23 protein-coding genes, 1 other RNA gene and 2 other annotated features are annotated in these 24,857 nt (G+C 45.8%); of the genes, 3 read left to right on the forward strand and 21 right to left on the reverse strand.

Annotated features, from left to right (window positions below):
* Nucleotides 1–6: 6 nt before the first annotated feature.
* The gene (locus AC4EHK_RS10230) at nt 7–780 is read right to left on the reverse strand and encodes a phosphatidylserine decarboxylase (protein WP_490978684.1); all 774 of its coding nucleotides are present in this window, start codon (nt 778–780) and stop codon (nt 7–9) included.
* Nucleotides 781–875: 95 nt separating this feature from the next.
* Here AC4EHK_RS10230 and pssA point away from each other — a divergent pair, with 95 nt between their 5' ends.
* Complete coding sequence (gene pssA, locus AC4EHK_RS10235) at nt 876–1,415, forward strand: CDP-diacylglycerol--serine O-phosphatidyltransferase (RefSeq protein ID WP_490978685.1); 540 nt, start codon at nt 876–878, stop codon at nt 1,413–1,415.
* Nucleotides 1,416–1,466: 51 nt separating this feature from the next.
* Here the strand turns inward: pssA and mtnN are convergent, their stop codons facing one another.
* The 15 genes from mtnN to cymR form a co-directional block, all read right to left on the reverse strand.
* A complete protein-coding gene (gene mtnN / locus AC4EHK_RS10240; protein WP_490978686.1) occupies nt 1,467–2,171 on the reverse strand; it encodes a 5'-methylthioadenosine/S-adenosylhomocysteine nucleosidase in 705 nt (234 codons plus the stop codon).
* 71 nt (nt 2,172–2,242) lie between these two features.
* On the reverse strand, nt 2,243–3,001 hold the full coding sequence (locus tag AC4EHK_RS10245; protein ID WP_490978687.1) for a DUF1510 family protein: 759 nt from the start codon (nt 2,999–3,001) through the stop codon (nt 2,243–2,245).
* Nucleotides 3,002–3,132: 131 nt separating this feature from the next.
* Nucleotides 3,133–3,609: a transcription elongation factor GreA gene (gene greA, locus AC4EHK_RS10250; RefSeq protein WP_215098774.1), complete on the reverse strand. Its 477-nt coding sequence runs from the start codon at nt 3,607–3,609 to the stop codon at nt 3,133–3,135.
* Between the two features lie 76 nt (nt 3,610–3,685).
* The gene (gene udk, locus AC4EHK_RS10255) at nt 3,686–4,309 is read right to left on the reverse strand and encodes a uridine kinase (protein WP_490978688.1); all 624 of its coding nucleotides are present in this window, start codon (nt 4,307–4,309) and stop codon (nt 3,686–3,688) included.
* A gap of 34 nt (nt 4,310–4,343) precedes the next feature.
* Nucleotides 4,344–4,949, reverse strand: a complete 606-nt coding sequence (locus tag AC4EHK_RS10260) for an O-methyltransferase (RefSeq protein ID WP_490978689.1) — start codon at nt 4,947–4,949, stop codon at nt 4,344–4,346.
* A gap of 90 nt (nt 4,950–5,039) precedes the next feature.
* Entirely contained in the window at nt 5,040–6,164 is a 1,125-nt protein-coding gene (mltG, locus tag AC4EHK_RS10265) for an endolytic transglycosylase MltG (protein ID WP_490978690.1), read from the reverse strand.
* 127 nt (nt 6,165–6,291) lie between these two features.
* The gene (locus AC4EHK_RS10270) at nt 6,292–6,600 is read right to left on the reverse strand and encodes a DUF1292 domain-containing protein (RefSeq protein WP_490978691.1); all 309 of its coding nucleotides are present in this window, start codon (nt 6,598–6,600) and stop codon (nt 6,292–6,294) included.
* Nucleotides 6,601–6,613: 13 nt separating this feature from the next.
* Nucleotides 6,614–7,030 (reverse strand): Holliday junction resolvase RuvX, encoded by a 417-nt coding sequence (ruvX, locus tag AC4EHK_RS10275; RefSeq protein ID WP_308788005.1) that lies wholly within the window; start codon nt 7,028–7,030, stop codon nt 6,614–6,616.
* Between the two features lie 2 nt (nt 7,031–7,032).
* Nucleotides 7,033–7,299 (reverse strand): IreB family regulatory phosphoprotein, encoded by a 267-nt coding sequence (locus tag AC4EHK_RS10280; RefSeq protein ID WP_490978692.1) that lies wholly within the window; start codon nt 7,297–7,299, stop codon nt 7,033–7,035.
* Between the two features lie 89 nt (nt 7,300–7,388).
* On the reverse strand, nt 7,389–10,013 hold the full coding sequence (gene alaS / locus AC4EHK_RS10285; protein WP_490978693.1) for an alanine--tRNA ligase: 2,625 nt from the start codon (nt 10,011–10,013) through the stop codon (nt 7,389–7,391).
* Between the two features lie 42 nt (nt 10,014–10,055).
* Nucleotides 10,056–10,267: a binding site (T-box leader), on the reverse strand.
* Nucleotides 10,268–10,571: 304 nt separating this feature from the next.
* Nucleotides 10,572–12,989 (reverse strand): SF1B family DNA helicase RecD2, encoded by a 2,418-nt coding sequence (gene recD2, locus AC4EHK_RS10290; RefSeq protein ID WP_490978694.1) that lies wholly within the window; start codon nt 12,987–12,989, stop codon nt 10,572–10,574.
* 24 nt (nt 12,990–13,013) lie between these two features.
* Complete coding sequence (locus AC4EHK_RS10295) at nt 13,014–13,673, reverse strand: tetratricopeptide repeat protein (protein ID WP_490978695.1); 660 nt, start codon at nt 13,671–13,673, stop codon at nt 13,014–13,016.
* A 14-nt stretch (nt 13,674–13,687) separates the two neighbouring features.
* On the reverse strand, nt 13,688–14,806 hold the full coding sequence (mnmA, locus tag AC4EHK_RS10300) for a tRNA 2-thiouridine(34) synthase MnmA (protein WP_490978696.1): 1,119 nt from the start codon (nt 14,804–14,806) through the stop codon (nt 13,688–13,690).
* 14 nt (nt 14,807–14,820) lie between these two features.
* Nucleotides 14,821–15,954 (reverse strand): cysteine desulfurase family protein, encoded by a 1,134-nt coding sequence (locus AC4EHK_RS10305; RefSeq protein ID WP_490978697.1) that lies wholly within the window; start codon nt 15,952–15,954, stop codon nt 14,821–14,823.
* Between the two features lie 15 nt (nt 15,955–15,969).
* Nucleotides 15,970–16,386: a cysteine metabolism transcriptional regulator CymR gene (gene cymR / locus AC4EHK_RS10310; RefSeq protein ID WP_490978698.1), complete on the reverse strand. Its 417-nt coding sequence runs from the start codon at nt 16,384–16,386 to the stop codon at nt 15,970–15,972.
* Between the two features lie 276 nt (nt 16,387–16,662).
* On the opposite strand from cymR, the gene AC4EHK_RS10315 reads away from it, so the two are divergent.
* Nucleotides 16,663–17,955: a replication-associated recombination protein A gene (locus AC4EHK_RS10315; protein ID WP_490978699.1), complete on the forward strand. Its 1,293-nt coding sequence runs from the start codon at nt 16,663–16,665 to the stop codon at nt 17,953–17,955.
* 96 nt (nt 17,956–18,051) lie between these two features.
* Here the strand turns inward: AC4EHK_RS10315 and AC4EHK_RS10320 are convergent, their stop codons facing one another.
* The 4 genes from AC4EHK_RS10320 to hisS form a co-directional block, all read right to left on the reverse strand.
* Entirely contained in the window at nt 18,052–18,816 is a 765-nt protein-coding gene (locus AC4EHK_RS10320) for a tRNA threonylcarbamoyladenosine dehydratase (protein WP_490978700.1), read from the reverse strand.
* A 101-nt stretch (nt 18,817–18,917) separates the two neighbouring features.
* Nucleotides 18,918–19,100: non-coding RNA, 6S RNA (gene ssrS / locus AC4EHK_RS10325), on the reverse strand.
* Between the two features lie 44 nt (nt 19,101–19,144).
* Nucleotides 19,145–20,929: an aspartate--tRNA ligase gene (gene aspS, locus AC4EHK_RS10330; protein ID WP_490978701.1), complete on the reverse strand. Its 1,785-nt coding sequence runs from the start codon at nt 20,927–20,929 to the stop codon at nt 19,145–19,147.
* 2 nt (nt 20,930–20,931) lie between these two features.
* Entirely contained in the window at nt 20,932–22,212 is a 1,281-nt protein-coding gene (gene hisS / locus AC4EHK_RS10335) for a histidine--tRNA ligase (RefSeq protein ID WP_490978958.1), read from the reverse strand.
* A gap of 55 nt (nt 22,213–22,267) precedes the next feature.
* Nucleotides 22,268–22,506 (reverse strand) — a binding site (T-box leader).
* Between the two features lie 112 nt (nt 22,507–22,618).
* On the opposite strand from hisS, the gene AC4EHK_RS10340 reads away from it, so the two are divergent.
* Nucleotides 22,619–24,214, forward strand: coding sequence for an N-acetylmuramoyl-L-alanine amidase family protein (locus AC4EHK_RS10340; RefSeq protein ID WP_490978702.1), 1,596 nt, complete (start codon nt 22,619–22,621; stop codon nt 24,212–24,214).
* Nucleotides 24,215–24,413: 199 nt separating this feature from the next.
* On the opposite strand, the gene dtd is transcribed toward AC4EHK_RS10340, so the two are convergent.
* Complete coding sequence (gene dtd / locus AC4EHK_RS10345) at nt 24,414–24,854, reverse strand: D-aminoacyl-tRNA deacylase (protein ID WP_490978703.1); 441 nt, start codon at nt 24,852–24,854, stop codon at nt 24,414–24,416.
* Nucleotides 24,855–24,857: the final 3 nt, after the last annotated feature.

The raw sequence follows: 24,857 nt of genomic DNA on the forward strand, positions 1-24,857 counted from the left end.
TATTGATTATATCATATTTCCTAACGCTTCTCCCACCTTGATCCGCTGTCCTGCAGACATATCTTCGACAAATTTGATGGAATTCTTCTCAAAAAACAAAACAACGGTGGAGCCGAAACTGAAATAGCCTACTTCAGCACCCTTTTTCCAGTTATCTCCAGTTTCAGTCAACTGGATGGAATTCACGAACATCGCGCCGACTTTGACGACCAGCATTCTGCCTGATGGTGTTTCCAATTCCGTAATCATACGGTAATTTCCACTGATGGGCGCTTTGCCATACTGCAATCCAGCTGCGTTAACCGGATAAGATTTTTTTCCAAGGACGTATTGTTTATTCACTTTACCGTTAGCTGGACTGTGGATTCGGTGGTAATCAGCGGGTGATAAATAGAGCACTGCATAGTTGCCAGCCTGGTACTTCTCAGCCAATGCGCTGTTACCCAACAAGTCTGCCAATGAATAAAATTGGTTTTTCACTAGAAATTGAGTGCCTTCCTGAAGGTCTCCGATGATTTCAATTTTTCCATCAACTGGAGAAACCACAGGTGCACTAGAAACTGGTCGACTGGACTCCGACAATTTTCGGACAAAAAATTCGTGAAGAGTTGGAAAAGATGCCACTGGTTCTTCGACTTCATCTACTGAAATCTGATAGGCTTTAATATAGCCGGGTATGAACCTGCGGCTGCTTTTGGATTGAGCAAATTGTCGGATCAAATTCGAAGTGAAAGCTCCGTTCGTTAATTCGATTGAACGTTGGTACAGGTATTTTTTCATAGTACAGCCTCCGTCGCTAAAATAGTCTACCATTTTTTTACCTTTCACAGTATACTAGAGTGAACAAGTTTACAAAAAAGAAGGAGTGTTTTCCATTGTTAATTACAGAAAGAATGGATCACACCATCAAAAAGCTGAGGTCACAGACCGCTAATACCCTCACAATCGGCAATATGCTGTTTGGCGGTGCTTCTCTTATGGCCACTTTAAATGAATCTTATAGCTATAGCGTGCTATTTATATTTATCGCGGCTTTTCTGGACCGCTTTGACGGTATGGTGGCAAGAAAGTTCAATCAGGAATCCGCTTTAGGAAAACAGCTCGATTCGATGAGTGACATATTGTCATTCGGTGTCGCACCCGCAATTTTAATATACCAGCTTGTTCTGACAGACTTCGGATTTATCGGCATGGTTTTTACTGTCCTTTATATTTCATGTGGAGGATTTCGGCTGGCTCGCTTCAATATCTCAGATGCCACCGGGTATTTTACCGGTTTGCCCATCACTGCAGCAGGAACAATCATTACGCTTTCATACTTCGGACTGCCGATTCTTTCACCGGTCGTTTATATGTTCCTATTCGTGATTTGTTCGCTGCTAATGGTCAGTACCTTCACCTTAAAAAAAGTATAAAAAGCTGAGGAACGTTGAAAAACGTCACTCAGCTTTTTTGTTTGCTGCCGGTTAAATACGTGCTGCCAACTGGCTGATTACGTTAAAGACAATCTCAGTTGAATGCTGTGCAGCGATTGGCAAGAATTCGTCAAACGATACAGAAGACTCTTTCCCGGCAATATCCGATAACGCACGGATCACAACGAATGCAACGTCAAATTGATAGCAAACTTGCGCAACCGCCGCTGCTTCCATTTCAGCTGCTTTCATCGTTGGGAAATGTTCACGTACACGAGCTACGCGCACCGGGTCGTTCATAAAAGAATCTCCAGTAGCAATTAAGCCGACTGCGTATTCATGCTGACCCATTTCTTTGACAGCTTTGACTGCCAGTTCAATCAATTCTTCGTTAGAAGTGAACGCTGCTGGCAACTGAGGAACTTGACCCATTTCATAACCGAAGGCGGTGACATCCACGTCATGGTGGCGAACTTCGTCTGATATAACCACTGCTCCCACTTCAAGATCTTCATCAAAACCACCTGCAGAACCAATGTTAATGACAATATCCGGTTTATAATGCTGAAGAAGGATCGTCGTTGACATAGCTGCATTCACTTTGCCAATGCCACTTTTCAGCAGAACGATTTCCTGCCCTTCGTATGTACCCATTGTGAATTCACATTTTGCTATTTCTTCTGTCTGAGGATTTTCCAGTCTGCCTCTCAACAATTGAACTTCTTCTTCCATCGCACCAATTACACCGATTTTCATTTTGTCATTCCTCTTTCCATAGTCAGTTAGCTTCACTGTTTCAGTTTATATCAAAGAAAAAGACGCCTCTATCAATAGGCGCCTTGCAGCGTGTTTAGCACGTCCATCTTCACTGGCTTCCAGCCTTCGCCATCTACCCATTCCATGTGGACACGGTATTTTTCGGATTCATCTTTAGACTGGACAGTCGCAATTGATTTTTGCGGACCCCCGCCATTTTTAATCATCATGACATACATATTATTGGCATCCAGGCCAGTCGCATAGGAAACAGCATTGACCTTTTCGTTCCAATCTACCGAATCTTTCTGGTAGACAGAGACGTGATCGCCTTTTTGTTTCGTGCCGACCGGTTCCCAGCTCGTGTTGATGACTGTTTCTTCCACGATTGGATCATTCGAGTCTTCACGTGTAATGGTTCCGCCTTTTGTGACAGATCCTTCTTTTTCTTCTTTAGCCTTTTCTTCTTTAGCTTTTTCTGCTTTAGCTTTTTCTTCTTCAGCTTTTTTTGCTTCTTCAGCTTCTTTTTCAGCTTTTTCTGCTGCCGCTAGTTCTTCATCAGAAACTTCAGCATCTTCTTCTGGTTGTTCTTCAGTGTTGGCACTTTCGCCTTCACTGTCTTCCGAACCGCTCGTTTGGTCTTCGGTTTCAGGTGAAATTGTGACTGCCTCAGGATCTTGAGCCTGATCGTCCCCTCCACTAAACAACATCGATACCCCTATGATGAGAATCAATGCAAATACCAAGCCGATCATAATATTCAAAATGGAATTAGACCGGTTTTTCTTTTTCTTCAAACGAGAGGGATACGGTTTTTCTTCGTTAGACATGTAATGTCCCCCTTTCTCAATAGTTTACCATAAATCCAGTATGACAAATTTGACGTTTCAGCGATATTTTCGTTTCATTAAAAGTCGGATTAAAGAGAAACGGCCATCCTTTTAATAGAATGGCCGCTTGATCACGTGATTGAAAGAATCTTAATTTCCATTTCTCCGCCTGGTGTCAGAACCTTGACGTTTTCGCCAATCGTACGGCCGATCATGCTTTTCGCAATTGGAGAATCATTTGAAATGCGGCCTTCTAATGGATCGGCTTCCGCAGACCCAACGATTGTATATGATTCTTTATCGCCATCTGGAACTTCTATAAATGTAACCGTCGTTCCTAAGCGAACGATGTCTTTATTGGATTCATTTTCATTTATGATTACCGCGTTACGGATCATCGATTCAAGTGTTGAAATGCGGCCTTCTACGAAAGCCTGATCTTCTTTTGCAGAGTCGTACTCAGCGTTCTCAGACAAATCGCCGAAATCACGTGCGATTTTAATTCGTTCAACCACTTCTTTTCGTTTAATCGTTTTCAGAAAGTCTAGTTCATCCTCTAACTTCTGCTTTCCTGCAGCTGTCATTGGAAATTGTTTTTCGTTAGCCATTGTTCCCACTCCTTCAACTGCTGACCTGGATGCCTGCATCCGTCAGTCTCGTATCATCATATTATAATCTGGCAATCTATTCAAGAATTGTTTTGATTTTTGTAACCATCAAATCAATTGCTACTTCGTTTTGGCCGCCTTCAGGGATGATAACATCCGCATAGCGTTTAGTCGGCTCAATAAATTGGTTGTGCATGGGACGGACGACAGTCAAATATTGTTCAATAACTGAATCGATGGTCCGTCCCCGTTCGTTAATATCGCGCAGCAGTCGGCGAATTATGCGCAAATCACCATCTGTATCGACAAATAGTTTGATGTCCATCAATTCGCGCAAACGAACATCTTCAAGCACCAAAATCCCTTCCAGGATAATAACGTCTTTGGGCTCAATCAATACAGTTTCTTCTGCACGCGTATGTACAGCGTAATTATAGACCGGTTTTTCAATCGGCTGACGATCAATCAGTTTGTTGATATGGTCAATCAGCAAATCCGTATCAAATGCCAATGGGTGGTCGTAGTTCGTTTCCAGACGCTCATCAAAAGCCAAATGACTTTGGTCTTTGTAATAATAGTCCTGCTCAATCACTACCACCGAGTTTTCTTTAAATACTTCATAAATGGAATTCGTAACACTCGTTTTCCCCGAGCCCGAACCCCCTGCGATCCCAATAACGACCGGCCGTTTTTTAGACATGTTGTTTAGCTCCTTGCAACCTCTTTTTGGTGTTTCATTTCTTTTTGCAGATCATAATGCCGTCTCCCGATGACAATAATTCCGTATCATAACGAGGATGGTTGAGCATATGCTCTTTAAAGGCCGCCAAGTTGCGGATCATGGTCCGCTTTCTTCTCGGCACTTCCGATAACGGCAAATCTGAAAGCCCATGCATGGCCATATTATCGCAATAGATGATTCCACCTACCGGCAAAAGTTCTTCGTATTTGTCAAAAAAGCGTTCGTATTGTCCTTTTGCTGCGTCGATAAAGATAGCATCATACTGTTTCTTCAAATCAGCCAGCGAAAGCTCTAGGGCGTCTGCATGAAATATGCGGATTCGATGGCCAAGTCCTGATTGTCCGATAAACTCCACTCCCTTTTGGTACCGGGAGTCATCACGTTCAATCGTGTCTATTGCGCTTGCTGGCAGTGCTTCAGCCATCTTAATTGCTGAAAAGCCAATAGCCGATCCGATTTCCAGAATTTTTTCTGGCTGTTGTACTTTAAGCAGCTCAATCAGTTCATGAATCCCCTGTTCTTCCATAATCGGTACGTGTTGTTCAACAGCATATGCTCGAATCGCTTCGAGCGTCGCTAATAATTGCTCGTTCACCATACTGCAGTGCTCCTTTTCGGCTCAGCAAAAATTACTTCAAATTTTACCATAAAAAGAGAAGGAAAGCGAGGTGCTTCCTTCTCGATCGTTTTAGTTTCCAATATATTCATCACGATTTGCCAAATGCTCTTCGTAGGTCTTAGCAAAGTGATTTACACCTGTTGAATCAGCCAAAAAGTAGAAGTACTCGGTTTCGGCAGGGTCCAGTACAGCTTCAATTGAAGACCCTCCGGAGTTCGCAATGGGTCCAGGCGGAAGCCCATTGTTTTGATAGGTGCTGTAAGGATGTTCGAACTCATAATCGGTATTGAACAAGCGGTCTTTGTGTTCGCCCATTGCATAAATGACTGTTGGATCTGTTTGCAAAGGCATATCGTCTTCTATGCGGTTATAAAAGACGCTGGCAATAGTCTGCCGATCTGCTTGTGCAGTGGCTTCCTCTTCTAATAGAGAAGCGAAAGTCAGCAGCCAATGAGGCGTTTGGCCAAGTTCCTCTAAAACGGTTTGATACTGCATCACATTTGCTTGTGTCGTATCAAGCATTTGCTCGATCAACAATTCCAGCGATGGGTCTTCTTCGTAAATAGGATAAGTCGCCGGGAACAAATACCCTTCAAGGGAATAACGGACATCTTCAGCTAAAATATCGTCTGTTAGCAACTCAGGGTATTTTATCATGAGGTCCTCCAGATAGACAGGATCCTCAATTTTTTCCAGGAATTCTTCAGCCGTAAACGATGTTTTTTCGGCAATAACATTTTCGGCAATTTCTTCTACCGTCAGTCCTTCCGGAACATTAATGGTGTAGAGCGGCTCTCGGTAAACAGTGCCTGTTTTCAAGCTTTCCGTAATTTCAGCCAGCGTCATAGATGGAAGCAATCCATAGGTTCCGGCTTGAAACTCCGATTCATTATTAAACTTCACGTAGTATTTGTAAATTCGAGCGTCTTCAATGACTCCGTTTTCTTCCAACAATGCCGCGATGCTGTCCAAATTCGAACCAATTGGCACTTCGACGGTAATGACTTCTTCCGATTCTGAATCAACCGGCTCTAAAGCATTTGAGATGTAATTATAAGTTTGGAAGCCTGCAATTCCGATGATGACCAACAGGATCAGTGCGACTATTAATACAATGCGTCGGACGACTCTCACTTCCTTCTTCTTTTCTGTCATTCGTTCAAACATAATGTCTTTTTTGGACGGTTTTTCCACGGGTGTTCCCCCTAGCTTTTCTGTTCTGCAGAAGTTGGACTGAAAATGTTCAACTCCTATCAGTATACAAGAAAATCATACAAAAGAAAAAGACGGAATCAGCAATCAATTCCGTCCCTCCTGCTTTTTAAAGTTCTTCGTTTTCTTCTTCTTCGTCAAGGAACGTATTCAGCATTTCTTCGATCATGTCCCATTCTGCTTCAGTTTCTACCGGGCGCAACTCTCCGCCGCCTGCCGTTTCGTCTGAATCAGCATTTTCAGTAAAGGAAGATGCATGAATTTCAATTTCGCCTTCTTCATCTTCTTCAGCGCCTACCGGGAAATACAAGACGTATGATTTTCCGAAGTCAGCTGATTCAAATGTAAACAATACTTCAAATAATTGTTCGTTGCCGTTTTCATCAACGACTGTAATGTGCTCTTGTCCGTGTTCCATTTGCGTCACCTCATTATTTTTTAAAATCAAGATAGCCTTGCAAGATCATAACTGCTGCCATCTTGTCGATCACTTTTTTGCGATTTTTGCGGCTGACATCTGCGGAAATCAACATCTTCTCTGCTGCCGACGTTGTAAGCCGTTCATCCCATAGGACCACCGGTATACTATACGCTTCTTTCAACAAAGCTGCAAATCTTTCAGATGCCTCAGCACGCGGCCCGATTGAATTGTTCATGTTTTTCGGGTAACCGACTACCGCTTCTGTCACTTCGTATTGCTTGATCAGCTCGCCAAGGCGAACCATTCCAAATTCTTCGATCGCTTCATTTATTTTGACGGTTTCGATTCCTTGGGCAGTCCAGCCCATTGGGTCGCTGATTGCGACTCCAATTGTTTTCGAACCGACATCAAGTCCCATTATGCGCATCATTATTCCTCGTTATTCTTCTTGATGTAGAAGTTAACAAGCTCTTCCAGAATTTCATCGCGTTCAAGCTTGCGAATCATGTTGCGCGCATCCTGGTGGCGAGGAATATAGGCCGGATCACCTGATAATAAATATCCGACAATCTGATTGATCGGGTTATAGCCTTTTTCTTCAAGTGCAGCATGAACTTGAAGCATGACTTGCTTAACTTCCTGCTCCATCGACTCATCAGAGGAATCGAACTTCATAGTATGATCAAATGAACTCACGACAAGCACCTCGCTTTCGGATTTTAAATAGCATTAATCGTTTCCGCTGTCTATTTTTCATTATAACCGATAGCTCAGATTTATTAAACCTATTTCACTAAGCTGTAAACGGATTCGAGTGCTGATTCCAATTTGTCAGCGTCTTTCGCACCTGCCATCGCCATGTCCGGACGGCCTCCGCCTTTTCCGCCGCAAAGTTCTGCCACGTGTTTGACGATTTGTCCCGCATGGTAATCACCGCCAGCCAAATCTTTTGTAACCCCTGCAGCCAACATGACTTTGTCCCCATCAGTCGCACCGAGAACAATCACTGCTTTGTCGATTTTGGTTTTCAAATCATCCACCATTTGGCGCAGCTGGTTATTGTCTTTTGCTTCCACTTTTACCGACAGGACCGTAATATCGCCAATTTTTTGTGCGCTATCGAGAATGCCCGCAGACTGTGCATTGGAGATTTTCGCAAGCAGGGATTCATTTTCACGCTGCAGCGATTTTATTTCTGCCTGTACAGACTGTACTTTTTGGACCATATCTTTTGGTGTAGATTTCAACAAGCTTGAAGCCTGTTCCAAAGTCTGTTCGCTGTCTTTTAAGCTGCTGTAGGCACCTTTGCCTGTTACCGCTTCAATTCTGCGGATACCGGCTCCGATGCCGCCTTCAGATACAATTTTGAACAAGCCGATTTCAGAGGTATTTGCCACATGGACTCCACCGCAAAGCTCCAGAGAATAGCCGCCAATTTCAACCACGCGGACTACATCGCCATACTTCTCGCCGAACAAAGCCATTGCGCCCATTTCTTTTGCTTCCTGCAAATTATGGTAGCCCGTTTCGACTGCGATGCCGTCCCACACTTTTTCATTGACAATTTCTTCGATCGTTTCGAGTTCTTCTTTTGTCACTTGCCCAAAATGCGAAAAGTCGAAACGCAGGCGGTCTGGCCCTACATATGATCCAGCCTGGTTAACATGCGTACCTAGTACATCTTTAAGCGCTTGGTGAAGCAAATGTGTCGCTGTATGGTTTTTCACCGTATGGCGGCGTTCTGATGCATCCACTTGAGCGTGGACAGTAGATTTCGTCAATTCGCCGGTTTCTACGCGAACGGAATGCAAGTTCTGGCCGTTTGGCGCTTTTTTAACATCCAATACAGCTGCTTGCACCAAATCATTGCTTAATGTTCCACGGTCGGCAATCTGGCCGCCGCTTTCTGCATAAAATGGCGTTTGATCCAAAATGACTTGAACTTCTTCGCCTTCGTGTGCGTTGTCTGCCAGTTCACCATCTTTAATGATGAAGAGGACCTTAGCATCTGATACTGTTTGGCTATAACCGATAAATTCACTGGCTTCTTTTATATTCCCCAGCACTTCAGATTGAGTCTGCATGGAATTGACATTTTGACGCGCTTTTCTTGCACGGTCACGCTGTGCTTGCATCGCTGCTTCAAATCCTTGGTGATCAATCCCCATGCCTTCTTCTTCCGCGTATTCTTCCGTAAGTTCTACCGGGAAGCCATACGTATCATACAAACGAAATGCATCTTCGCCCGGAATTTCCGAATGTCCTGCCGCTTTTTGTTTTTCCACAACCGATGACAAAATCGCTAAGCCATCATGAAGTGTTTCGTGGAACCGTTCTTCCTCGAGTTTCATGACACGGATAATAAAGTCCTGCTTGTCCTTCACTTCCGGATAGAAGTTTTTCATGATGTCTCCTACAACCGGCACCAACTCGAATAGGAACGGTTTCTCAACCCCCAGCTTTTTCGCATAACGCACAGCCCGGCGCAACAAACGACGCAAGACGTAGCCGCGACCTTCATTTGACGGAAGCGCACCGTCTCCAATCGCAAATGCTACGGTGCGGATATGGTCAGCGATGACTTTAAAAGCCATGTCCATATCGGCATTTTCGCCATATTTTTTGCCAGAAATTTCTTCCGTTTTGCGAATGATTGGAACAAAAAGATCAGTATCGTAATTGGTTGGTACGTCCTGAACAACAGAAGCCATGCGCTCCAAGCCCATTCCGGTATCGATGTTCTGTTTTGGAAGCGGTGTGTACGTATGGTCCGGGTTATGGTTGAACTGCGAGAAGACCAAATTCCAAATTTCCAGGTAACGGTCATTTTCTCCACCTGGGTATAGTTCTGGATCGCTTAAATCATTGCCGTAGCTTTCGCCGCGGTCATAGAAGATTTCAGAGTTTGGTCCGCTTGGGCCTTCGCCGATGTCCCAGAAGTTTCCTTCAAGGCGGATAATGCGTTCAGCCGGCACCCCAACTTCATTTAACCAAATGCCGTAAGCTTCTTCATCTTCCGGATGAATCGTTACTGATAATTTCTCAGCATCAAAGCCGATCCATTTGTCATCCGTCAGAAACTCCCAAGCCCAATGAATTGCTTCAGTTTTAAAGTATTCACCGATGGAAAAATTCCCAAGCATTTCAAAGAATGTATGATGGCGCGCTGTTTTTCCGACATTTTCAATATCGTTTGTACGGATTGACTTTTGTGCATTGACGATCCGTGGATTTTCAGGAATGACACGGCCGTCAAAATACTTTTTCAACGTTGCCACGCCGCTGTTGATCCACAATAACGATGGATCTTCAAAAGGCACAAGCGGTGCACTGGGCTCCTGGTCATGTCCTTTTTCTTTAAAGAAGTCGAGATACAATTGTCTAATGTCTTCAGCTTTCAAATTCTTCATCTGTTTTTCCTCCTCAGCATAATAAAAAAGCCTTTATCCCAAAAAAGGGACGAAGGCTTTATTTCGCGGTACCACCCTAGTTACACGGACCATGAAAAGCTCCGTGTCTCTCGAACACCTTAACGCGGTTCAACGGCAGGGATTAGCTGCACTCCAGAGTAGCTTTCTAAAATCAAATCTCGTCGGGGCCTTTCAGCCATGGGTCCCGTTTCTGTCCGGATGCGATTTTATACTGTCTCCATCAATGTGTTTGTCTATCAGTCTAATTTGAATTATAGAAAAAGCTTAGTGTGATGTCAATAGTGGGGAAAAGAAATCGCTCCAGGCAGAGGCTTCTATTCTTTTCCTATGAATTTCTAAACACATACGAGTGGACTGTAATACATGCTGTACGAAAGAAAACAACTTTTGCTCATCGCTTCGGCCGATTTGGTCAGGGCTCCCGCAAAAAGCCTGGCAAAGTACACCCTTCTTGCCTCGCCCTTGGACGCGCCATCGCTAAGAATGGCAATGAGAGCGGAGTTGTTTTACAGGATATTAAAACCAAAAACAAATCGATTAAGCTTCCATAAACTTCTGTGGCGTGATGCCTTCCATGCCGATCATTGGGTGGATGGCGTGGACGTTTTCGTTGGTCAGGCTAATGGGTCCGCTTTGAACGGCTTCTGCTTGTTCTTTGGTTTCCTGCTCGGTTTTCGGTTGTTCTGCTGCGACAGCCAGGCGGTTTTTCAAAGTAGTCATCCGCTGCGCGTCGTCTGTGCGTTCGACGCCGTAGCGGAAAACGCTTGGGTCGCCGCACAAGATGAGGAAATCTTTGCTTCGGGTGATCCCGGTGTAAAGCAAGTTGCGCCGCAGCATTTTCATGTAGCCCCGGACAACCGGCATAATAACCGTCGAAAATTCAGAACCCTGCGATTTATGGATCGAACAGCAATAGGCAAGCGTCAGCTGATTTAGGTCGCTGCGTTCATAGGTCACTTCGATGCCGTCAAAAGACGCCACCAGCATATCCTGCTTTTCAACCGTTTCTTTTGCTTTCAGGATCGCGACAACTTCGCCCATATCACCGTTAAAGACATTGCTTTCCGGCTGGTTGACGAGTTGGAGGATTTTGTCGCCGATGCGGTATGTGATGTCACCAAACACCAGCTCTTTGCGTTTGCCATCCGGGTTTGGATTGACCATTTCCTGAATCATGCGATTTAGGGCATCAATTCCTGCCGGCCCTTTGTACATAGGCGCCAACACTTGAATGTCTTTAATGGTATGGCCTTTTGACAAAGCGCTTTTGACCACTTTTTCGACAACCGACGGAATCTGCTCGATTCCTGCTTTGATAAACGAACGATCGGCTGTTTTAGCGGTAATGTCTTCCGGCAATTGGCCGTTTTTCATTTGATGGGCCAGCTCAATGATTGACGAACCCGACGACTGCCGGTAAATATCCGTCAACTCTACTGTCGGAATCCGCTTCGACTCAAGCAGATCTCTCAGCACTTGTCCCGGTCCGACCGGCGGCAATTGGTCCTGGTCCCCAACGAAAATCAGCTGCGCGTCCTCTGGCACTGCTTTCAGGAGCTGATGCGCAAGCCACGTGTCGACCATCGACATCTCATCAATGATGATCAATTTGCCTTCAATTTCTTTCTCGGTTTCTTCATCTTTTTCCTGTCCGTTAAAGCCCAGCAAACGGTGAATGGTCATCGCCGGCAAATCCGTGGATTCGCTCAAACGCTTGGCAGCGCGTCCGGTCGGCGCTGCCAGGATAATCGGGAACGGTTCTTTTTTCTTGGCGTACTCTTTAGGATCCAGCGATAAGCCGTGCAGCTCTGCGTATATTTCTACGAGTCCCCGGACTACGGTGGTTTTCCCTGTTCCTGGTCCCCCGGTCAAGATCATGACGGACGAATTGATGCTGTTTTCGATGGCGTCAATTTGCGTTTCTGCGTAATTAACGCCCAGCCGCTCTTCCGCTTCACCCAACGCTTTGCGGACTTCTGAACTTGGGAATTTCGTGCGGGTTTCCTGTTCAGCCAGCAATGTTTCCAGTTTCGTGGCAATGCCCACTTCCGAATAATACAGCGATGGCAAATAAAGCCGTGTTTCTTCGCCTGCGACTTTGCCTTCTTCATTTAATTCGATGGCAGCTTTGGAAATCGCATCAATTGGAATTTCTCCCTGCTGCCGCGCTTCAAGCATCTCTTTAACCATCGGAATAAGGGTTTTGGCATCAACATACACATGTCCTTCTGACAGCGAGGCTTGATTGAGAATATGCAAAATCGATGCTTTAATTCGGTCGGGATGGCTGCCGGTAATGCCGAGCTTCAACCCCAGTTCGTCCGCGCGCTGAAAGCCGATTCCTTCGATTTCTTCAATCAGCTGAAACGGATTTTTCGTCAAAATATCAATCGTTTCCTCGCGGTAAGCCTGATAAATGCGCATGCCAACTTGCGGGCCAAACCCCCAGTCGTTCAGCTGAATCATAACCCGCTCGAGGCCCAAGTTCATTTGAAGCGTTGCGCGAATGGTGTCTTTTTTTTCATTTGACAAACGGGGAATTTTGTCCAGCGCATCGGGATCTTCCAGAATTTTTTTGATGGCGTCTTTGCCCAATTTTTTTACGATCGTCTCCGCCGTTTTTCGGCCGATTCCGTCAAACATGTCACTTGATAAATAATGGATGATTCCTTGCTCGGTTTCAGGCACTTCTTTGCTGAAGGTCTCGACTTGAAACTGGACGCCGTAACGCGGGTGGTTTTTTACCACTCCGGTAAACCGGTATTGCTCTTCCATGGTCAGCATTGGAAAATAGCCTGACACAATGATTTCTTTTTCGGTATAAGGGGTGTTGGTTTCCTGGATTTTCACTTTCGCAATGGAGAATAAATTTTGGGGATTGTGAAAAATTGAGACGACAGGACGCCCTAATACAAATTGTTTTTCTTCTTGAAATAAATCGATTTGTCCGGTCATGTCTGTCGTCTCCCTTTCACGTGGCTATTCCAGTGTTGTTGCAATCATATCATAAGCGTAGCGTGCCATTTCGTTTCGTTCATCAAGCGTATATGCTTGTTTCAAGTGATGCATCGCATCTTCTGTGCGATTTGTGGACACGGCATAAAGAACACCCAAATTATAATGGGCGTCCGAATGGTTCGGATCCTGCTCCAGCACTTGCAGAAATTGTGGTTCTGCCAGCTCGAACAATTCCATTGATGCCAAGGTAATGCCATAGCTCAAGCGAGACTGTACATCGGTTTCATCGAGTTCCACTGCCCGCTGCAAATAAGGCAACGCCAATTTCGGCTGTTCCAGCTTTTCAAAGCATTTGCCGATCATGAAATGTGCATCGGCGCCTTCCAATTCATACTGCAATGCTTTTTCATACAGTTTCAATGCTTCTGCGTAGCGCTCGGCGTTGAAATATAGATTCGCTAAGCCGTAATACGCCGTCGCTGATGTTTCGTCCAGCACAATCGCTTTTTGGAAAAAGCGCTCGGCGCGCTCAATTTCATCGATTGAAGTCAATACATGCCCAAAATTGATGTAGCCAAGCGCATCATCCGGCTGTTCCTCGATTGCTTGTGAGAAAGCTTTGATCGCTTCTTCCGTATTGCCTTCTTGTAAGGCCTGTATGCCAATTTCATTGTAATTCATCGCTGTCTCTCCCATTAACCTACATATTCCAAACGCGCGCCATTTTTAAAGACGCGGTCGATGGTTCCGCCGCCCAAGCATTCTTCACCGTCATAAAAAACGACTGCCTGGCCAGGTGTGATGGCACGAACCGATTCTGCAAATGTCACAATGGCTTCTTCACCTTTAAATTCCACGCTCACGCCGACATCCTGTTGGCGGTAGCGGAATTTCGCAGTGCATTCCAAAATGCCGGTTGGTGCTGTATTTGACGTGAAGCTTAAGTTTACCGCAGTCAGACTATCTGAGAAAAGAGCATCGTGATGGATATTTTGCCCAACGTACAAGACATTTTTTTTCAAATCTTTGCCGATGACAAACCACGGATCGCCGGCGCCGCCAATGCCAAGACCTTGGCGCTGCCCAATGGTGTAATACATAAGGCCGTCGTGCGTACCCATTTTGACGCCTTCCAAAGTTTCCATTCCGCCAGGCTGTGCCGGCAAGTATTGTCCCAAAAATTCTTTGAAATTACGTTCGCCAATAAAACAAATGCCTGTTGAATCTTTTTTCGTCGCAGTCGCAAGTCCAGCTTCCAACGCGATTTCACGAACTTTTTTCTTTTCCATATGGCCGATTGGGAACATCACTTTAGACAATTGGTTCTGATCCAATTGGTTTAAGAAATAGGTTTGATCTTTGTTGTTGTCTTTGCCGCGCAGCATTTTGGTTTCGCCGTTTTCCGCGTGCTCCACTTGTGCATAGTGGCCAGTCGCTAAATAATCCGCGCCAAGGCTCAACGCATGCTCAAGAAACGCCTTGAACTTGATTTCTTTGTTGCACATGACATCCGGGTTTGGCGTGCGTCCCGCTTTGTATTCTTCCAGGAAATACGTAAAAACCTTGTCCCAGTATTGCTTTTCGAAGTTTACGGCGTAATACGGAATGCCAATTTGGTTGCAGACGCGGATAACATCTTCGTAATCTTCCGTCGCCGTGCAGACGCCGTTTTCATCGGTGTCATCCCAGTTCTTCATAAAGATGCCAATGACATCATAGCCTTGTTCTTTCAATAAATAAGCGGCAACCGAAGAGTCGACCCCTCCGGACATGCCGACGACAACGCGAATATCTTGTGGTGCTTTTGCAGTCATTATCTCTCACCTTTTCATTTTAACGCCAAACGCTGGCTGATTTGAGCTGTCTTTGCGGCAGCTTGTTCAATATCCTCAGAAGTCAATCCAATGCCGAAGCTAAATCGAATGGAGTTGCGGATTTCAGCAGCCTGTTCCCCGTACATCGCAACGAGCACATGCGAAGGATCAATGGACCCCGCTGTGCAGGCTGATCCGCTGGAAGCTGAAATTCCTGACAAATCCAAATTGACCAGAAACGACTCAATTTCAATGCCTGGGATGCTGAGGTTTAAAATATGCGGCATTTGGTCACTGCCGTTTTCCTTATAGACAACACCTTGTTGATCCAAGGCAGATTTAAAAATTGTTTTGTATTGCTCAAAAGCCGATGCTTTGTCTTCCATTGTCGAAAGTGAAATTTCCACAGCTTTGGCAAATGCGGTTATAGCGGGCACGTTTTCTGTTCCGGCACGGCGCTTGCGTTCCTGTTCCCCTCCATACAAAAGGGGCGTCAAAGCCGTTCCTTTGCGCTGATACAAAAACCCGACACCTTTTGGGCCATTCAGCTTATGGGCAGAAACCGACAACAAGTCGACATTCAAATGGTCCACATCAATCGGCAAAACACCGTACGCTTGAACCGCATCGGTGTGGAAGGTTACATCTGTCCCTTTTAGCAACTCGCCAATTTCAGCGATGGGTTGTAAAGTGCCAACCTCATTATTGCCCAACATGACGGACACTAGAATTGTATCGTCCCGCAGCGCATTTTTCACGTCTTCTGCTTGCACTCGGCCATTTTCGCCGACTGGCAAGTAAGTGACATCATATCCTTCACGTTCCAGTTTCGCACAAGCGTGCAAAACTGCATGGTGTTCAATCACTGTTGTAATGATATGCTTGCCTGTTTTTTTCGTAGCTGTGCCAAAGATCGCTAAATTATCTGCTTCTGTCCCACCGCTCGTGAAAATGAGTTCATTGTCATCAGCGCGGATGCTCGCTGCCAATAATTTGCGTGCATCGTCCAACGCTTTGCGTGCTGCTCTGCCCGTTCCGTGAATGCTCGACGGGTTGCCATAAACTGTGCCAAGAGCTTCAGAAAACGCTGACACGACTTCCGGATGCATCGGCGACGTTGCTGCATGGTCTAAATAAATTTGTTTCATGATCAGTTAACTCCCTTATATATAATACATATAACTTTCGGTTTCGCCGTTGTTGGCTTTCGCTAAATCTTCAATGGTGGTTGTGTCAAGAACATTTTTTACCGCGTCACGAATGCGCACCCATAGCTCACGCTGGGGCTGCTTTTCGTCTTCGATGCCTTCCACAGGCTGAATCGGACCTTCCAGGACACGAATCACGTCTCCTGCAGAAATTTCTCTTGGATGGCGCGTCAACATATAGCCGCCATATGCCCCGCGGACACTTTTAACAAGCCCTGAATTGCGGAGTGGCCCCACCAGCTGCTCCAAATAGGCTTCTGACAATTCATTTTCTGCAGCGATTTTGCGAAGCGGCACCGGGCCTTCTCCGTATTGCTTGCCTAATTCAATCATAATGGTCAGCCCGTAACGGCCTTTAGTTGATATTTTCATCATTACACCTCTAAGTTTAATAAATTGAACTAAAAATTTCTCTGTTTAAATTGATTAAGATACTAAACGAAAAAATCACTCCAGTTGACGCTTCATGCGGAAGCTATGCCCAAAGCGACCGGCGTGATTTGCAAAAAAAAATACTTTGATTCACTCTAACTAAATTCCAATATTCTTCAAAACAGTATAGCATAATTTGGGGCAAATGGACTTGCAATGACTTTTGAAACTCTAAACGCTATACTGATAGAACGAATGTACGGAAGGAGTTTTTTTATGCACAACGAACCTTTAGCTTTTCGTATGCGCCCCCGAACTATCGACGAAGTGGTCGGTCAAAAAGATGTTATTGGGCCGCACACAGCTTTATATAAAATGATCACTAACGGCCATGTGCCATCCATGCTGCTGTACGGGGAACCTGGAATCGGCAAAACGTCCATTGCACATGCCATTGCCGGCACGTCCAATTTGCCGTTTATCGCATTGAACGCGACGACTTCCGGCAAAAAAGATGTCGAAGAAGTTGTAACGGAATCCCGAATGACTGGAAAAGTCCTATTGTTTCTGGACGAAATCCACCGTTTCAATAAACTGCAGCAGGATGCTTTGTTGCCGCATGTTGAAAGCGGCTCAATCGTCCTCATTGGTGCGACAACGGAAAATCCATTCCATGACGTTAATCCAGCCATCCGCTCACGCTGCGGCGAAATCAAACAGCTCAAACGGTTGGCGCACGAAGACATCGTCCAACTTTTAAATGCAGCGTTAACGGATCCGAAGCGCGGTCTTGGAAACGAAGAAATTGACATTTCCGAGAAGCAGGTTGAGCGCATTGCAGAAGGCACTAACGGAGATGCGCGCAAGGCGTTGACAATGCTGGAATCGATTGTCATCGCTTCGGACGAACGCGACGGCACATACATCGTTGAGGACCAAATGATCGAGCAGATGATTAAGCGTGTCGGTGTTTTTGGCGACAAAAAAGGATCTCATTTCTTCAACTTGCTGTCTGCGCTGCAAAAATCAGTGCGTGGCAGCGATGTTAACGCCGCCATGTATTACTTGGCACATTTACTAGAAAACGGTGACCTGACGGCAGTCACACGCCGCCTACTGGTGATGGCTTATGAAGACATTGGCCTTGCAAACCCGGCAGTTGGCGGACACGTTCTGGCAGCTTGCCAAGCAGCTGACCGGCTCGGACTGCCGGAAGCACGCATTCCGCTTGCACAGGCTGTTGCAGAAATGTGTCTGTCCGAAAAATCCAATTCAGCTTACAAAGCTATTGATGCTGCGACTGCCGCCATCAACAAGGGCAATGTTGGCGACATCCCCATGCATTTGCGGGACACTCATTACGCCGGCAGCGCAGAGCTTGGCCACGGTGGCTACAAATACCCGCACGACACGCCGGTTGGATCGTTCGGCGGTTGGGCCGACCAGGATTATTTGCCGAAAGAAGTAAAATCGGCCGAGTTTTACAAACCCATTGTTGCTGGTGAAGAAAAAAAGTTCGCAGGAATATACGAAAAGCTGAAGAGTTTCCGAAAAAACAAAAAAATATAATTGAGTCAGCCATTTCCCCTTCCGGAAATGGCTTTTTGTATGTCTTTAAACTCCAATATAGAAAAAACCGGCTCATCGCTGAACCGGCTCTTTTGTTTAATTCATACGAACACGTGTGATTGGAATGGATTTGGTGATGTCGTTGACGACCCAGCTGGCAGCAATCAATCCTACAGTCGAAGGTGCAAATGCATTCGACGACGGCGGCATCTGTGCTTTTCGGATCGGTGCATCAGGCTTGCCGACGTTTTCCACTACATCTTCGCGGACAATAATTGGGCTTTCGTCTGAAAAGACAACAGGAATGCCTTTATAGATTCCAGCCTGGCGCAATTTTTTTCGGATAATTTTTGCAAGTGGATCAGTATGAGTCTTGGAGATATCCGCAATTTTAAAGCGAGTTGGATCGGTTTTATTGGCCGCACCCATGCTAGCAATAATTTTAATGCCGCGTTTGTAGCATTCTTCCATCAAATGGACTTTATAAATCATTGTATCCGATGCATCAATCACATAGTCCGGATTGTAGCTGAAAAATTCTTCATACGTTTCTTCTGTATAAAACATATGCAAAGAAATCACTTTGCACTCTGTATTAATATCGGCAATACGGTCTTTCATGACGCCCGCTTTGGATTTTCCTACGGTCGACAAATTGGCCACCAGCTGCCGATTGATATTGGTGATGTCCACATTGTCCTTATCCACAAGAATGATCGTTCCAACGCCACTTCGCGCACAAGCCTCTGCTGCGAATGAACCTACGCCGCCAATACCTAAAATCGCGACCGTTGCGTTCTTCAATAAATCGATTCCTTCTTTTCCTACTGCCAGTTCATTTCTAGAAAATTGATGTAACATTGAGCCACTGCCTTTCAAAGTTAGTACGCATAATAGAAAGTATACACATTAAAAATCCCTTCGACAATAAATTGTCGAAGGGATAAAAATGATTTTTTATTAGGAATCCCAATCGTGCCGTCTTTGATGGTGCGCATCGTTTGAACCCGCTGAAAGCAGGTGGGTGATCTCTTTACCACTTATAACTTCCCGTTAAGGCATGTTAGCCATGGTAAAATGTGATCTCCCGACGACATAATGTTGGGTCAAAATCGAATTGCTTAAAACGTACACATCAGGATTCTCTATACCAGTATGTTAGCATACCTATTTTATTTAAACAAGCTTTTTACTCTGATACTTTTTTATTATTCTGAATGTTCAGGGATAGGCTTAATTCTTCAAGTTGTGTTTCAGAAACTGGGCTTGGTGCATCTGTCAACAAGTCGCTGGCGCTGGCTGTTTTCGGAAATGCGATGGTGTCGCGCAAGTTGGTGCGGCCTGCGAGCAGCATTACTAAGCGGTCAAGACCAAATGCAATGCCGCCATGTGGAGGCGTGCCGTATTCAAAAGCTTCCATCAAGAAACCAAACTGCTCGTTAGCTTCTTCTTTGCTGAAGCCCAGTACTTCGAACATTTGCTCCTGAATGTCACGGCGATAAATACGGGAAGACCCCCCACCCAGCTCATAGCCATTCAACACAAGATCATAGGCCTGCGCGCGGACGTTTTGCGGTTCTGTTGCCAATTTATCCAAGTCTTCTTCAAACGGCATCGTGAACGGATGATGGGCTGCATAGTAGCGGCCTTCCTTGTCATCGTATTCAAGCAGCGGCCAGTCTGTAATCCATAGGAATTTATAAACCGAGTTGTCGATCAAGTCGAGTTCTTTGCCGAACTTCAAACGAAGTGCCCCAAGTGCATCAGCCACAACCGTCTTCTTATCTGCCACAAACAGCAGCAAATCTCCTGCTTCCGCTTGTGCACGTTCCGTCAAAGCAGTTGCTGCTTCACCTTCAAAGAATTTAGCGATTGGTCCTTTGACGCCTTCTTCTTCAACTTTCAGCCAAGCCAGGCCTTTTGCTCCGTAAACGGCCGCAAACGCGCCCAATGCATCAATGTCTTTCCGTGAATAGTTGGCGGCTTGCCCTTTAAGGTTGATGAGTTTGACTTGGCCGCCGTTTTCAATAGCACCCGTAAATACTTTAAAAGAAGAATCTTTAACAAGCTCCGATACATCCACAAGTTCCAAACCAAAGCGGACATCCGGTTTATCTGAACCAAAGCGGTCCATTGCTTCTGTGTAGCTCATGCGCTGGAATGTAGGTTCGATGTCGATGTTTTTAACATCTTTCATCATTTGCACCATCAAGCGCTCGTTCATCCCAATAATGTCTTCCATTGTCTGGAAACTCATTTCCATGTCGATTTGCGTGAATTCCGGCTGGCGGTCTGCGCGCAAATCTTCGTCACGGAAGCAACGGGCAATTTGGTAATACTTATCAAAGCCGGAAACCATCAGCATTTGCTTAAACAACTGCGGCGATTGCGGCAAGGCATAAAATTCACCATCGTGGACACGGCTTGGCACCAAATAGTCGCGTGCGCCTTCTGGAGTTGATTTGGTTAAAATCGGTGTTTCCACTTCGATAAAACCCTCTTCATCCAAAAAGCGGCGGATTGATTTGGTGACGTCTGAACGCATTTTGAATGTTTCATACATCGCAGGACGGCGCAGATCCAAGTAACGGTATTTCAAGCGCAAGTCTTCGTTGACATCGGTATTGTCTTCGATGGCGAACGGCGGATTTTTAGCCGCATTGATGATGGCCGCATGATCCACTTGCACTTCAATTTTACCGGTTTTCATTGACGTATTGATTTGGCCTTCTGCCCGCTCTACAACCAGTCCGTCAATATGGACCACGAATTCGTTGCGCAGCGATTCGCCGATTGCTGCTGCTTCTTTTGAAATTTCCGGGTTGAAAACCACTTGGACGATTCCCGAACGGTCACGGACATCAACAAAAATCAAACCGCCCAAATCCCGGCGCTTTTGTACCCAGCCTTTTAATGTAACACGCTGTCCAGTAGCTGTTTCGTTGACTTCTCCACAATAATGCGTTCTTGACATAATTATTCCTCCAGTGATTTCTTTTTCAGTATTGTTCCAGCGATTTCTTCGAATGCCATTTCCTGTTGTTCACCCGTCGCCATTTCTTTTAATGCCACTTTTCCGCTTTCCAGTTCCGTTTCGCCGATCACGATGACGAATGCGGCACCTTTGCGGTCTGCAGATTTCATCTGTGCTTTTACTTTACGGCCGGCAAAATCCATATCTGCCGAAATGCCATTCATGCGCAAGTCGCGCACGACTGAAAATGCTTTTTTCTTCGTCGTTTCATCCATTGCTACTACATACACTTCCAAGTTTTGCGACTGGCCTATTTCCACTTTTTCCATCTCTAATGCCAAAAGTAGCCGCTCGATGCTCATTGCAAAGCCAATTCCTGGAGATTCTGGACCGCCAAGATCTTCAACCAGGCCATTGTAACGTCCACCACCAGCTAAGGTTGTGATGGCGCCAAAGCCTTCTGCGTCGCTCATGATTTCAAATGCGGTGTGGTTGTAATAATCCAGGCCGCGCACCAAATTCGGATCGACGACAAAATCGATGTCCATGCTTGCAAGATAAGATTGCACTTCATCAAAATAAGCTTGTGATTCCTCGTTCAAGTAATCGGCAAGTGATGGCGCAGTCGCCATCAAGGGGTGGTTTCGGTCCACTTTGCAATCCAGGATGCGCAACGGATTTTTCTCCAGACGCGTCTGGCAGTCTGCACAGAACTCATTGATGCTTGGCTCAAAGTGCTTGATCAATGCTTCTTTGTGCGCAATGCGGCTTTCCGTGTCACCAAGTGAGTTAATGACCAAGCGCAACTGCTTAAGGCCAACTGAGCGGTACAAGTCCATCGCCAACGAAATCACTTCTGCGTCGATGGCCGGATCTTTGGAACCAATTGCTTCAACTCCGAATTGCACAAATTGACGCATGCGGCCAGCCTGCGGACGTTCATAGCGGAACATTGGGCCAGTGTAAAATAATTTTACAGGCTGGTCCGGCATGCCGAACAATTTGTTTTCGACGTATGAACGGACAACAGAAGCTGTGCCTTCCGGCCGCAATGTCAGCGAACGGTCACCGCGGTCTTGAAATGTATACATTTCCTTTTGAACGATATCGGTTGTATCGCCGACGCCGCGTTGGAATAATTCCGTGTGTTCGAAAATGGGCGTGCGGATTTCCTTGTATTGGTAGAGCCTGCACAACTCATTAATTTTTTGTTCAATCTCCTGCCATTTGGCAGATTGCTCGGGCAGCACATCGTACGTGCCGCGTGGTGCTTGAATGTTCATCATCTCTTCACTCCTCTATTTTTCCATACAAAAAAGCTCCCGCCCCTTGCTTTACGCAAGGGACGAGAGCTTGTATAAGCTTCCGCGGTTCCACCCTAGTTGATGCAGAAAATGCACCCTCTCATTCCGGGTAACGGCCGGTTCCGTCTTTTCCTAATAAGCGGCAAGCGCTTTTCAGAAAAAAGCCTCAAAAGTGTTATTCATCGCAGGTGTCTGCAGGAAAGTTTACAGCCTGAGACTTCCCCTCTCTTTTCAGCCAAATCATGCAATTACTTTCTTCGTCGTCAGCAAATATATAAAGATAATAAACCAATCTTAATAACTCCCACATAGCTTGTCAACCTTTTTGACACAAGCTGTCTTTTTTTTGATACTATGGAAGAGAACATGTATGAGGGGGAATGGCATGAAACACAAAGGATCCATCGCAATTATTTTATTTTTTTTACTTATAGCGGGCACTTTGCCGCTGCTTGATAAAGATCACGCACTCGCTGATACCGGCACCATCGAAATTTCCGGGACGACCGTGAATGTCCGGTCCGGCCCAGGGTTGTCGTATAGCCTCATTGGGGACTTGGAACAAGGAGAAACTGCTTCTGTTATTTCCAAAGAGGGCGATTGGTTGGAAGTTCGCACAGATGACGAAGAAGGCTGGATCGCTTCTTGGCTAACAACAGCGGCTGGTGAGGAACAAACTGCTGCTGGACAAACAGCCGTGTCTTCAGTGAATGGCTTGAATGTTCGTGCACAAGCTGATTTATCAGCCGCTGTGTTGACGAAAATGAATGCTGGTGAAGAAGCGGAAGTCCTCAGCACGACCGGTGATTGGATTGAAATCAGCTTCCGCAACACGCGTGGGTTTGTTTCCAAACAATACATAAGCTTAGCTGAATCAGAAGCGGCCGCCGAATCTGAATCAACAGCTGAAACCGAACAGTCTGACAATGACACCGAACCTGTACAACAAAAAGACGCTATTTCCAAAGTCTCTTCTTTTGAAATTGCTGTCAGTGCATTGAATGTGCGCTCACAACCCGACCTCAGTTCTGATATCCAGCAAACGGTAAATAAAGGCCAAGTCTTCCCTGTCGTTTCAATGCAGGGAAATTGGGTAGAAATTGAACTGGCAGAAGGCAAAAATGGATGGGCATATGCATTTCACGGCCAGTTATCCGACCAAACTGCAGCGACCGTTGAAAATGACTCTACTGAATCGGTAACCATCTTGACCGATGGCACCAATCTTCGAACGGCTGCATCGACCGGCTCTGAAGTAGCCAGCCGTGCAAATGCCGGTGATAAATTGACTGTAACAGGCAAGCAAGGTGAGTGGTATCAGGTTCAATTGCCGGATGGCCAATCCGCTTTTGTGGCAGAATGGGTCATTTCTTCAGATGAATCTTCTACTGAAGGAGAAGAAACCGCAGTAACTGACCGCAGAAAAGGCACTTTAAACGGCCTGACCATTGTCCTTGATCCGGGTCACGGCGGCAATGACGGCGGAACAGTCGGCGTGCGCAAAACTGAAGAAAAAGAACTGACGCTCAAAACATCTGAAATCTTGTCACAGCATTTGAGTGCGGCAGGAGCAGAAGTAGTCATGACTAGACAATCCGACACGTACGTTGATCTTCGCAAGCGCGTTGCAGAAAGCCATCAAGCTGGAGCGGATGCTTTTATCAGCATCCATTACGACGCCACTGAAGACAGCAGCGTTTCTGGATTCACATCCTATTACCAGCACGACTACCAAAAAGAACTGGCTGAATACCTTAATACAGGACTCGGTGACAAACTGACCTTGCATGACCGCGGCGTCCAGCACGGCAATTATTTGGTGCTGCGTGAAAACCGCCAGCCGGCAGTTCTCGTTGAACTCGGCTTCCTGAGCAACTTCAACGAAGAACGCGTCTTGACCAGCAACCAATTCCGCGAACAAGCTGCACTTGGCCTTTACAGCGGCATTATCGAATATTTTGATGCACAACTAGGCGAATAAAAAGCACGGAGAATTTTTTCTCCGTGCTTTTTTGCATCTTTTTTTGCTTTTCGTGCGTATTATCTTCTGAACGTGCATATTTTCCTGTGAGCGAGCATATTTTCAACTAAGCGTGCATATCCGGGTGCGAACGAGCATAGCCAAAAAAATCGGACAGAAAAAGAAGTACAGGAAATTCCCTGTACTTCTCAACAAGTTTCTATTTTGACTCCACCAGGATCGTCACTGGGCCATCGTTGACCAGCTGCACGTCCATCATTGCGCCAAAGATGCCAGTTTCAACAACCAGCCCTTGACTGCGCAGCGCGTCGTTAAAGGCCAGCCAAAGCGGTTCAGCCGTTTCCGGACGGGCCGCTGAAATAAAACTTGGCCGGCGCCCTTTTTTAACATCGCCATAAAGTGTGAACTGAGAAATCGATAAGATCTCGCCGCCGTTATCCAGAATGGATCGGTTCATCTTGCCTTCTTCGTCTTCAAACAGGCGAAGCTGCGCAATTTTGCCAGCCAAGTAATCAGCATCCCTTTCTGTATCTTCATGAGTGATGCCAACAAGCAAGACATAGCCGGAGCTGATTGCGCCGGTAATGTCGCCGTCGACTGTCACAGAAGCCTTTTTAGATCGTTGCAAAACTACTCTCATGCT

Source organism: Planococcus sp. TJ-307 (assembly GCF_058268435.1).